This window comes from Algoriphagus chordae (assembly GCF_003254055.1).
Lineage (GTDB): Bacteria > Bacteroidota > Bacteroidia > Cytophagales > Cyclobacteriaceae > Algoriphagus > Algoriphagus chordae.
On sequence record NZ_QKZT01000020.1, the window covers coordinates 26,112 to 38,595 of the forward strand.

The following is a 12,484-nucleotide window of genomic DNA, read 5'->3' on the forward strand; positions in this document are numbered from 1 at the left end:
ACTAACCACCACACTAATGAAAATCGGATTTGTAGTAAATCAAATTGAAACCGAGACAGGAGCATACAGTACCACGTTACTTTCTTCGTCGGCGGTTCACAGAGAGCATGAAGTTTACATCATCAGCGTAGGCCAGCTTTGCTATCTTGAGGATGGTAAAATGGGCGCTATAGCAGTCAAGGCTCCTAAAACAAAATTTCGCAGTTTGGATAAATATATCGAGGCAATACACAGTCCAGAAGCTGAGAGACTCCATATCTCTACCGATGATTTGGACGTGCTGTTTCTCAGGAATAATCCTTGTGAAGAGTTTGGAGAAAGGGCATGGGCTCAGACAGCAGGAATGGTTTTCGGACAAATAGCTAGTGCCAACGGTGTACTTGTTGTGAATGATCCATACGCGTTGATGTCATCTTTCAATAAGATGTACTTTCAGCATTTTCCGGAAACTGTGAGACCTAGGACTATCATCAGTAGGGATGCAGATGAGATTAAGGAATTTTATAAAAAGGAGAAAAAGAAAATCATCCTGAAGCCACTTCAGGGTTCCGGAGGAAAGGATGTGTTCCTGGTAGATAATGATAAAAATCTCAATCAGATCGTAGAAACAATCAACCGCTATGGATTTGTAATCGCACAGCAATACCTTCCTGCGGCCAAAAATGGCGATATACGAGTGATTATGATGAATGGCAAAATATTGGAAATCAAAGGGAAAGTGGCAGCTGTCAATCGAGTCAATAGCAATGATATTCGAAGTAACCTGCATTCTGGTGGTGAAGCGATTCACGCAGAAATCACGGATGATGTAAGAAGACTGTGCGAGATTGTCGGGCCCAAATTAGTGCAAGACGGAATGTTTCTGGCAGGAATAGATATCGTAGGAGATAAAATCATGGAATTGAACTTGGACAGTCCAGGTACGATCAATGCCATGCATAGACTCGAAGGAGAAGACTTTGCCTCTGCGATTATAGATGCGTTGGAACGCAAAGTAGCTTATCAGAAGCATTACGATGGTACGCTGCCCAATGCATTTTTGGCAACCTTGAATCTGTAGAGTTGGATGCTGAACAAAAAAGGAAAAGCTCGAGAGGGCTTTTCCTTTTTTTTATGTCACAGCTAGAAGATTGTCTACGGATTTCAGACTTAAGCCCGGTAACCTTGAGCGGAGTCGAAAGGTCCTCGACTTCGCTCGGACTGACCCGTATTCCGGATCAATCTGAAAGTTGCATGGTAGTCGAAGTCTAAAACCTCATATTTATCAAGCGGGCTTTACTATAAAAAAACCATCAGATCCTTGGGTTTGATATAAGGGGAGAAACACCCTTCCTTCAATTTTGGAAAGAATTGCTTCTCCGTCCAAAGAAGCTAATCGTTGACCCTTTTTGATTTCAGTGAAATTTGAATATCCTGGATCCATTTTGAAGTACTGATCTTCGCCTATGTCTTGACGGTAGGTTACCTCGAAATTGTCATTTGTAGGAGAGGCTTTCTCCAGTAGTTTGTAGTATTTGTCGTAAGCAATAGCGGACTTTTCTAGCATTCCTGTTTTCACTAGTATAACCCAGATTGCAGCTTCGTGGTAATCCACAGACTTAGGATCATCGTGTTGACCTGCTTCCATGGTAAATCCCGCGTGACCTTTTAGCGTCTGGTAGTGGTCAAAATGTCCCGGGATATATTTTTCTATACCTTTTACCACCGGCAAAGGCATCTGACCAGCGAAGCCAAAACTATCTTCACGACGATTGACGCTGATGTATGGAGCGGTATCGGAAGAGGTAGTGTGCAAATCCATAAAGTGGAATTCTGTATTAAATTCTTCCTCCTCCAGTTTTTCTACGATTTTCAATAGTTCATTAAATTCCGAGCCTTCATGAAAGTCCAGCATCTTTCCTGCTTTTAATAGCTTTTCATTTTCTAGAGTACACACTCGGTTGAGATCCTTGTCGATCAGCCTTACTCCCTTTTTCAGCGCCACAATATTTCCCGCCACGCCTACGATTTTACCTTTAATTGCAGGCTTCTCTTCCAGGAGTTTTTTGAATACGCGCTGCAATGCAAGCACACCGCTTGGTTCATTTCCATGTACTCCTCCGCTTACCAGTAAATAGGGACCGGGAGTTTGATCGCTTGGCTCGGCAGGGTATTCACCGATTACTCGGCTGAGGTTTTCTTTATCCAGTGTTACATTGTTTTTTTCCATGATCAAATAATTTGGGGTCACTTGATGTAGCCAAACTTTATACCATGGAACCTGGATTGGAAGAGATGAGAATAATATCCTTTTAAGGTCTGTGTGAGGGACAGATTACTTAGGGAGTAATTTTTCGAATGGAGTCAAAAAGTAAGGATAGGCGTATTTGAGAGCAATTTTCCTCAAAATGAGAACAGTGGTAAGGAAGAAATTGGTATAATAATTTATCTGTCATGTATTCCTTTTCCAGCCAGAATTTTCGGGATAGACTTATCTATCCTAGACTCTCGGGTTTTCGATTGCTTAGGCGCAGAAAAATAGAGGATGTAACCTCGCTGTCTGCCTGGAGTCAATCCTTCAAAAGCCTCTTTTAAACTTTTATTTTCATCTAGTTTTTGTTGAAGTTCTTCAGGAATGGGGTCTGGATTTTTCTCGAATTCCACTTTTAACCCAAGTTTTTCTAACTCAATTGCTTCAAAAATATAAGCTTTCAGGATGTCTTTGGACTTAGCTATTTCAGAAGTATTGGTGAACTTGATGAGCCTAGCAGCCTGAGTATTTTCGCCTGGCTTACTTAGCATCTTGTAAGTATCACTTAATAATGCCCCTTTGAAAAAGCTCACCGAACAATAATCGTTGAATGCTGCCAACACTAAGACATTGTTTTTTCGGAATGTGTAGCATGGAACTCCCCATTTTGATTCTTCCGTAAGTCCACAATCAAGAATTATCTTTCTCAAGAGCTTCAGCTCTTCGGTCCAATTATGAACTTTGCATTGTGGAGTGCCGCCTAGCGGACAGCGCCTACAGCCTTCTATAAAGTATAAGTCGACATTAGTGTTCATTTCTTGATTCTTTAAGTATTTACTAGCGCTATTATACTCAATTATTCAAAAAGTAAATTCTCGTTTTTTAACCATTTGCTAGAACCCAGTATTTCATCGGTGCCTGAATAAATAGGAGCAAGGGAATCCGTAGTGATCCACCATGATCGGGTTTTAGGGAGTTTCATGCCTGCTATCTCGATCAGGTCATCAGTACGGATTTCTTCAGCTTTGGACTCAAAATTTTTGTTGGATGCAAAGCCAACAAGATGATAATCTGCCTTAGCAAAGTAGAAATGCCATTTTTCCTTTTCAAAATCTATTGCTACTCGATAGGAGGCTGTTTCATGAAAAGTTGTATCAACGACAGATTCTTGAACTATTCCTTCCTCGTTTTGCAGTGTCATGGGTAGGCCAAGTATAAAGTGATAGAAATTCTTGGTCCAAGCCATTTGATCGCAAGATCTGTCTCCTTCTAGTACCACACAGCTTGACTCAGTGAATTCAATGTGCTGCTCATAGGTTAGATTATAATATGAGACCAACTTATTTGGATTGTCTAATCCGATCATAATGCCGTTAAGCACAGTGTCTGGATAGATAAAGTCACTTCTGACACGTATATTTTCTTGTAATTTATGCCATTGATTGCGGGGGTCATGGAATTGGATGCTTTCTTTCAAAACCTCTTTTCCAGATGGAATTGTGTTGCAGGCAGAAACAAGGAGAAGTAAGAAAAGATACTGTATCATGTTGAAGTGCTTATAGCTTTTCTAATACGAGCACCGTTCGATTGGGAATGTACATTTTGATACACTGGTGCTCATCTGTAAAGTATTTTACCTTTCCGTCTAGCCGCTCAAAACCGCTGAATTCCGTTTCGTCAGAATTGAGAAGTAACTGGTACTTCCCAGGATTTTTTACATGAATGGGTAGATCCGAAAAAGACTCAGTAGGATGGAAGGAAAACACGAAAATCAATCCAGCTCTTTCATAAGCCAAGATTTTTTTGTCTGGATCCAGATGGAGTTGATCTGCTGGGCTGGAAGCGAGAAGTTGATAGTCATTTGCCAGCTTGATGATGGCTTTGTCCCATCTGTCCAAATGTGCATAGCGAAGCAAGGGGTCATCTACAAGCGACCACTGTCTGCGAGCATGCTGATGACTCCAGTCATTTCCCTCCCTTGGGAAATCTACCCAGTCAGGATGCCCAAATTCATTTCCTATGAAATTCAAATAACCTTCACCCCCAAGTGTGAGCGTGATCAATCGGATCAATTTATGCAATGCAATACCGCGATCAACCACCAAGTTTTGCTGTAACACAGACATAGAAAAATACATTTCCTTGTCCATCAATCGGAAGGCTAGGGTTTGATCTCCAACTAAGGCCTGATCATGACTTTCGGCGTAGCCAATGGATCGCTCTGCAGCTGGCCGGTTGGTGAGCTGATGCCAAAGTTCGAACATATCCCATTCCTCGTCTTGCTTATGCTTAAGGGTCTTGATCCAAAAATCAGGAACACCCATCGCCATTCTGAAGTCAAAGCCGATTCCACCTTCCGCAATTGGTCTAGCCAAGCCTGGCATACCACTCATATCTTCTGCTATCGATATACTTTGAGGTTTGAAGCTGTGAATTAGAGTGTTCGCAAGCTGTAGGTATACTATAGCGTCCTCATCTACATTTTCATCGAAGTATAGAGCTACTGAGTCGAAGTCCATGAATAGGCCATGATGATGATACATGATGGAAGTCACGCCGTCGAATCGAAATCCATCAAAGTGAAATTCTTCCAACCAATACCTAATATTTGAAAGCAAGAACTGCTGAACTTCCCGCTTGGCATAGTTAAATACCTTGGAATCCCAGGCCTCATGATACCCCTTGTCTCCAGGATGAAAGTACTGATCTTCACTTCCATCAAACTCATTGAGTCCTTCATTCACATTTTTGATCGCATGGGAATGCACGATGTCAATTACTACAGCGATCCCCATTTCATGCGCCTTGTTTACCAGCGATTTCAGTTCTTCAGGAGTCCCAAATCGCGAAGTGGGGGCGAAGAAATTAGACACGTGATAGCCAAATGATCCATAATAGGGGTGTTCCATCACAGCCATAAGTTGGATGGTATTATATCCAGCAGCTTGGATTCGGGGTAGCGTCAGTTCTTCGAATTCTTGGTAAGTACCAACGCCCATTTTTTCTTGAGCCATGCCTATATGGCATTCGTAGATCAAAGGCTGTTTGAGACTTTTCTTCGTGCTATACGATTGGTCTGTCCACTTGAAATCCTTGGCAAACCAGAGTTGACCGGCTACATCATGTGTTTTTTCATCTTGAATAACTCTTCTGATATAGGCAGGTATTCTATCCAAAGCGCCATTATCAGCAATGACGTGGACTTTTACTTTGCTTCCATGAATAAAACTGTCTTTGTAATGCTCAAAAGGTAGGAAAATCTCCCAGTCGCCACGGGCGCCTTTTTTCATGGGATGGGAGTTTCGATCCCAGTTATTGAAATCACCGAAAAAATAGAGTTGTTTGGCTGCGGGAGCCCATTCTCGATAGACCCAGCCTTTTCGCCAGGGTTCAAAATGTATCCCATAAAAATTATGTACAGACGCATATTCGATGATGTTCCCACTGAAATTATCTATCTCCCGAATTGCTTCTTGATACCGATCAAATCTTCGCTGAATCTGAGCTTCATACTGAGCTAGCCAAGTTTCTTCTCGAACCAGAGCGAGTTTTTGTGAATTTTCCACCTATTGTTTTTTTAGCTGACTTGAATTTAGAAAAATGTAGGTGGAAAAATAATAAAGGGAGGATTTAGAATGAGCTTTCTTTTGTCCTTAAAAAAGAAACAGCCCGAAGAAGTTGATCTCCGGGCTGTTTGGTCACACTATAATATAAGTGTTCTAGTGCTTTTCGAAAACAAATTCTGGCTCCAGAACTTCTACATTTCCCTTGTCATTGATTTGATCAAGTGTTACTAGTTTCAATTCATTGATTAGCATAGGATCATACTTGGCAGCGACGCGAATGTAATTTTCAGTAAAGCCGTGGATCTTTCCGTCTTCTACATCTTCTTCGAAGAGTACAGTGAAAGTTTTGCCTAAATTCTCTGTGTAGAACTTTCTTCTCTTTTTCTCCGAAAGGATTCGAAGCATTTTAGATCGCTCGCTTCTCTTTTTCATCGGAACTACCTCATCCATCTCAGCGGCTCTGGTATTGGCTCGCTCGGAATAAGTAAATACGTGTAGGTAGGAAATATCTAGCTCATTCAGGAAATTATAAGTTTCGAGGAAAAGCTCGTCAGTCTCACCTGGGAAGCCGACGATCACATCCACTCCAATACATGCATGAGGCATGAGTGTTTTGATTTTTGTCACACGATCTACATATAATTCGCGCAGGTATCTTCTGCCCATTTTTCTCAAGATGGTATTGGAACCAGATTGAAGCGGGACATGGAAATGCGGCACAAAGCGCTTAGATGTTGCGGCAAAGCTGATGATTTCGTTGGTGAGCAAGTTGGGTTCAATGGAAGAAATTCTTAATCTATTGATGCCTTCTACCTCGTCCAGTGCATAGACTAGGTCTGCAAATCGCTCATTTCTCTTACCATCTACGATACCGAAGTCACCAATATTTACACCAGTTAGTACAATCTCTTTTACGCCAGTAGCTGCGATTTCCTTGGCCGACTCTACTACGCTTGCTATAGTATTACTTCGACTTTTGCCTCGGGCAAGGGGGATGGTGCAGAATGCGCAACCATAATTACAGCCATCCTGAACTTTAAGGAAAGTACGTGTACGATCATTGATAGAATAGGCATTATTAAAGACGGTCGCTTCCTGAATCTCCGAAGCGAGGACTTTTGTATCCTGAGCTTTCGCAAAATCATCTAGCAGCTCGATCAGGCGGAATTTCTCAGCCGCACCCAGTACCGCATCTACTCCTTCTATTTCGGAGATTTCAGTTGGTTTCAGTTGCGCATAGCAACCAATAATAGTGACATAAGAATTTGGAGAGATTTTTTTAGCCTCTTTCACGATCTTCTTACACTTCTTATCAGCATTCTCGGTAACCGAGCAGGTGTTGATGATGAAAATGTCGGGATTTTCCTGAAAATCAACTTTTAAGTAGCCTTTTTCTTCAAATTGGCGACTGATAGTAGAGGTTTCCGAGAAATTTAGCTTACATCCTAGTGTATAAAAGGCTACTTTTTTCACAATTACGCTTCTGATAATGAGATTGCAAAGGTAATTAATCTTCGCTTGTTTTCAATTCTCCAATTTTCGAGCTGATTTCACTTACTTTTCCCGATATCGGTGCCTTTTTACGATGATTTATTGAAAAAAGTGTAATTTTTTTGAAATATGAGGTCAAAAATGAGTCAAAAGCATTTTCCAATACATATTTTTCTATTTTTGTGAGTATAAATTTAAACCACATATTGTAGAAATGGCAACACTTAGACAACAAGCACTGGGACTAGTGCAGACAAGACAGCGAGTTACTAGTACAGCACCATCCTCCAAAATTTCAGACTATTTTGGTGTAAACACTTTTGGAACAGCTCAAATGAAGGTGTCTTTGGCACCTACTGCGTTCAAAAGAGTCATGGAAGCGATTGACAAAGGAACTAAGATAGATGCATTGACTGCTGAAGAAGTAGCCTCTGCTGTAAAAACTTGGGCATTGTCCAAAGGAGTTACGCATTATACACACTGGTTCCAACCACTTACAGGATCTACCGCAGAAAAGCATGATTCATTTTTCGATGCTTTAGGTGGTCTTGAGAAATTCAAAGGATCTGCACTTGTTCAGCAAGAGCCAGATGCTTCTTCTTTCCCTAATGGAGGTATTCGCTCTACTTTTGAAGCTAGAGGTTATACCGCTTGGGATCCTACTTCTCCGATTTTTATCTTCGAAAACACACTTTGTATTCCAACGATTTTTGTTTCCTATACTGGTGAAGCTTTGGATTATAAAACGCCATTGTTGAAGTCTGTAGAGGCAATCAATGAAGCGGCTGTTGCTATCTGCCAACTATTTGACAGAAATGTGAGAAAAGTACAACCTTCTCTAGGTGTAGAGCAGGAATATTTCGTGATAGATAAGGCTCTTTACTCAGCAAGACCAGATTTGGTAATGGGTGGAAGAACCGTTTTCGGTCATAGCCCAGCTAGAGGTCAGCAATTGGATGATCACTATTTTGGATCAATTCCTACAAGAGTAAAAGACTTTATGGTTGACTTCGAAACTGAGTCACTTAAGTTGGGAATACCTGTGATGACGCGTCACAACGAGGTGGCTCCTGGTCAATTTGAGGTGGCTCCATTGTTTGAAGAAATCAACAAGGCTTCTGATCACAACCAATTGCTAATGGATGTGATGGAGAAAGTGGCTGAAAGACATGACTTGAAAGTTCTTCTTCATGAGAAACCATTTGCAGGTGTAAACGGTAGTGGGAAGCATAATAACTGGTCTCTAATCACTGACACAGGAGTTAACTTATTCCAGCCAAGCAACTCTGCCAGAGAAAACCTTCAGTTCCTTACCTTCTTGGTAGCAACAGTAAAAGCTGTTTATGATCATTCAGATCTATTGAGAGCGAGTATTGCTTCTGCTGGAAATGATCACCGTCTTGGTGCTAACGAAGCTCCTCCGGCGATTATCTCTGTGTTCTTAGGTGCGACTCTTACTGAAGTTTTGAATGAACTTGAGAAAAACGGTAACATCAAAATTGAGAAGGGTGACAACATGTATATGAAGTTGGGTATCGCCAAGATTCCTGAAATCATCCTTGACAATACTGATAGAAACAGAACTTCTCCATTCGCATTCACTGGAAACAAATTCGAATTCCGTGCAGTAGGTTCTCAAGCAAATTCTGCTGGTCCAATGACTGTACTAAATGTTATCGTGGCTGAGGTACTAAGCACTATGGCCAAAGACATCGAAAAAGAGATGACTGCAGGTAAAGAGAAGAAGATTGCGATCGTAAACGTATTGAGAAAATATATCAAGGAAAGCAAGAAAGTAAGATTCGAAGGTGATGGCTATTCTGATGAGTGGGCAGCAGAAGCTGAAAAAAGAGGCTTATCGAACTTGAAATCAACTCCTTCAGCTTTGGACGTGTATTCTACTAAAGCAACTAAGGAGCTTTTCGAAAGACACAATGTAATGAACGGAATTGAAGTTCATGCTCGCCATGAAATCATGCTTGAGAGCTTCATGAAGAAGATTCAGATTGAAGGTCGTGTGATGGGAGATTTGGCGCTGAATCATATCATTCCAACTGCCATTCTTTATCAAAATAAGATCATCCAGAATGCCAATGGCTTGAAAGGACTAGGTCTTGATAATACTGCAGCGGTAGACACGATCAAAGAAGTTTCTAAGCATATAGAATCGCTGAAGTCAAATATCACAGCAATGGTCGAAGCGCGTAAAAAGCTCAACAAAGAGGAAGATATCGTGAAAATGGCGAAAGGCTATCAGACTGATGTTAAAGAAGCTTATTTCGACAAAATCCGATATGCAGTAGATAAACTAGAACTATTGGTAGATGATGAATCTTGGCCATTAGTGAAATACAGAGAGATGCTTTTCCTTAGATAGGTCAAGCGCTACAACTGAAAGCCGTTCCGAAAGGGACGGCTTTTTTTATGCCCACTATTTCGTGTTTACTATTTTCTGCACACGCATCAAATTATCACTGGCTTGCAGAATTTTACTTTTTAAGATTGGATTGTACGCTGGATTTTCATCCAAGAAGTCTGAGACGATTTTGGCAGCATCAGGAGAGGTGTATTGCCCCAGAGTAACGGACGCCCATCTTTTCGGGAAAAAGATGTCTCCAGTCTTCTGAATGTCCTCTAGTAGATCCAGCGCTAGCGGAAGATGCTTGATAGCGCTGCTTTGATGCAAAGGATGATGGATATAGCCAGATGCTGACAAAACCCATGATTCTTTCTCCCGATTAGAAGCTTCAGAGAATGATTCAAAGAGTGCGTCTCTTTCTGACTCATTTTGGGATAAGGCTGGCTGAAGAAAATCAAACCTTAGTAGTTTGTCTGGATTACTGATTCTGCTACGTTCTTCAATCAAAATCGCATCAGAATCTGGATGCCCATAAAGAGCCAAGCTCATTGCTAAGCTGGTGAAGTTGTCTGGGTTAAGTTTCAAATTATTAATCTCAATATCCTTTTTCCAGACTTTATAAAGGCGCTCTTGACCAGCCTCAGAATAGGCTATTCCGCTATAAAGAGAGAAGATGGATTTCTTTATATTGGTAGGTAGATCAGTTTGTAATTGATCCCAAAGTTGACCTTCTAATTCTGGAAGTGCTTTTTCGCGTTGCTCCTCGCTTAGGTACTTCCAAAAAATAATGCTGAGTTCAGAAGACATCAGGCGTGCGAGAATTTCATTTTTCTCGGTTGAAATACCGTTTCGAAAGGTCTCAAAAGCAAGTGTTGGCTCGATGTTACCTGCTAAGGTGTTTTCAAACAAATTGATATAAGACTGGCCACGCATCACTTCGTCCGAAAGGGTAGATATTGCTGATAGGGAGGTCTTGTCTACTGGGAACACGCCATAACCAAGTCCATTGCTGTTGTATAGAATAGCTATGGGCTGCTGAGCTCCTATAGCTTCTTTCAAGTCCAGTGTTCTGTCGTTTAAGGAAACGGAAAATGTTTTATTTCCCTCTGGATAGAAAAAGGTAATATCGAAAAGCTGTGGCCAGATTTTGTCAGAACCATCTTCTGCTTTTTGTCTGATAACAAAGGAGCTAATAGTCCCGTCTTTCGCCAACTCGATTTCATCTGAAATGAGAGGTCTGCCAGATTGATTCACCCATACTTCAGACCATTGCTGCAGGTCTAAATCGGTATTTTTATCCAACAGGACTACGAGGTCATTCCAGTCTGCATTGCTATTTGCGTAGGTATTGATGTATTTCTGAATGCCTTTTTGAAATGCGGCTTCTCCCATCGCGGTTTCCAGCTGTCTCATCATGATGGGTGCTTTGTCATAGATGATGCTGCCATATAGCGAACCTGCATCCTTTAGATTGGCTAGCTTCTGGCGAATTGGATTGGTGCCTAGAGTACGATCCTCTCCATAGGCAGAAGGGTAATGATTGCTGAGAAAGGAAAGCTCGTGATTGATCTCAGGATAGTTGGGGTTGACGAGTTTGCCTGCCATGAAGTTGGCGAAAACCTCCTTCATCCACACGTCTTCAAACCAATCCATAGTCACCAGATCACCAAACCACATATGAGCAGTCTCATGACCAATAAGTTTTGCACGACTCAGAAGCTCCGAATCTGTTGCGTTTTCATCCAGGAAAAGAGAAGATTCACGGTATTGAATAGCTCCTACATGCTCCATTCCACCATATTGAAAAATAGGTATAGTGGCAAAATCTAATTTTTGGAATGGAAAAGGGTAGGAGGTATAGTCTTCTAGGAATTCTTTTGCCTTTTGGTGAAGTGTGAAAAGCTCAGGAATGCTAGCTGCTATTTTTTCAGGGTTGGTTTCACGATATAGCATGGTCTGAGCAAAGTCTGTTTCTGACTTGGCGACTTCAAATTTGCCAGCGACAAATGAGAATAAGTATGTACTCATCAAATCTGACTTGGCAAAGCGATGTGTGATAGATTCTACCTTTTCCTCAGAGGCTATTTCAGGAGCTCCTGCTAAGACTTCCCAGTCCCTAGGTGCAGTAACTGTCAAGCTGTAGTTTGCTTTCAGATTTGGCTGGTCAAAACAGGGGAATAGCGTACTTGCCCTATCAGGAACCAGTAGCGTATATAGAAAGTCCTCGTTTCTGTTAAGAGAAAGCTCTCCAGCTAGAAATTCAATTTCAATAGAATTAGCTCCTTTTGTTAGTGCTTCCTTAGGAATGATCAGGTGCTGGTCAACATGATTGATCTCAGTATTGATGCCATTCACCTCAAGAGAGAGTAGATGTGAAGATTCCTCATGGAAATCCATGATTAATGGCTGGGAAAGATCAGTAATCTCTAGATCCAAACTCAAATGCGATGGTATTGCGACCGACTTTTCTAAAGGGAATTCGAAAGAAAGTTGATAATGAATAGACCCAAGCTGCTGCTTTCTGAACTGAGCTAGTTCCAAAGATATACCCGGGTCATAAAAGTGTTCATCAGAAACAGGTGGCTTGCAAGACAAGCAAATCAAGCATATTCCAATAAGCAGAAAGTAGTTTTTCATCTTTCAACAATCAGTAAATTTTGCAGCATTCGCAAGATTTTTTAGATGAGTGAGATAAGGGGGGCGCGGAAATCTAAAAAGTATTTAGGTCTTAAAATAAGAAAAACAGCCCAATTTGGACTGCTTTCTAAGTGATCCCTCTGGGGCTTCCCGATATCGACTTGCTTCGCTTCGTCTTCATCGGGACAGGCTTCTCGCCCA

The 12,484-nt window shown here is 41.4% G+C and carries 8 protein-coding genes; 2 read left to right on the plus strand and 6 right to left on the minus strand.

The features are described 5' to 3' along the window. Nucleotides 1–16: 16 nt before the first annotated feature. Complete coding sequence (locus tag LV85_RS18110; RefSeq protein ID WP_111322082.1) at nt 17–1,060, plus strand: ATP-grasp domain-containing protein; 1,044 nt, start codon at nt 17–19, stop codon at nt 1,058–1,060. Nucleotides 1,061–1,264: 204 nt separating this feature from the next. Here LV85_RS18110 and LV85_RS18115 read toward each other — a convergent pair whose 3' ends face one another. The 5 genes from LV85_RS18115 to mtaB all read right to left on the minus strand — a co-directional run bounded on the left by LV85_RS18115 (nt 1,265) and on the right by mtaB (nt 7,269). Continuing rightward, a complete protein-coding gene (locus LV85_RS18115) occupies nt 1,265–2,209 on the minus strand; it encodes a succinylglutamate desuccinylase/aspartoacylase family protein (protein WP_111322084.1) in 945 nt (314 codons plus the stop codon). Between the two features lie 215 nt (nt 2,210–2,424). Next, nucleotides 2,425–3,045 carry a YdeI/OmpD-associated family protein gene (locus LV85_RS18120; protein ID WP_111322086.1) on the minus strand — a complete coding sequence of 207 codons (621 nt, stop codon included), beginning with the start codon at nt 3,043–3,045 and terminating at the stop codon, nt 2,425–2,427. Nucleotides 3,046–3,086: 41 nt separating this feature from the next. Then, complete coding sequence (locus LV85_RS18125; RefSeq protein ID WP_111322088.1) at nt 3,087–3,776, minus strand: DUF6503 family protein; 690 nt, start codon at nt 3,774–3,776, stop codon at nt 3,087–3,089. 10 nt (nt 3,777–3,786) lie between these two features. Beyond that, nucleotides 3,787–5,796 (minus strand): alpha amylase C-terminal domain-containing protein, encoded by a 2,010-nt coding sequence (locus LV85_RS18130; RefSeq protein WP_111322090.1) that lies wholly within the window; start codon nt 5,794–5,796, stop codon nt 3,787–3,789. 153 nt (nt 5,797–5,949) lie between these two features. After that, complete coding sequence (gene mtaB, locus LV85_RS18135; protein WP_111322092.1) at nt 5,950–7,269, minus strand: tRNA (N(6)-L-threonylcarbamoyladenosine(37)-C(2))-methylthiotransferase MtaB; 1,320 nt, start codon at nt 7,267–7,269, stop codon at nt 5,950–5,952. Between the two features lie 232 nt (nt 7,270–7,501). Here mtaB and LV85_RS18145 point away from each other — a divergent pair, with 232 nt between their 5' ends. Next, nucleotides 7,502–9,664: a glutamine synthetase III family protein gene (locus LV85_RS18145; protein ID WP_111322096.1), complete on the plus strand. Its 2,163-nt coding sequence runs from the start codon at nt 7,502–7,504 to the stop codon at nt 9,662–9,664. A gap of 54 nt (nt 9,665–9,718) precedes the next feature. On the opposite strand, the gene LV85_RS18150 is transcribed toward LV85_RS18145, so the two are convergent. Continuing rightward, entirely contained in the window at nt 9,719–12,283 is a 2,565-nt protein-coding gene (locus tag LV85_RS18150; RefSeq protein ID WP_111322098.1) for a M1 family metallopeptidase, read from the minus strand. Between the last annotated feature and the right edge of the window lie 201 nt (nt 12,284–12,484).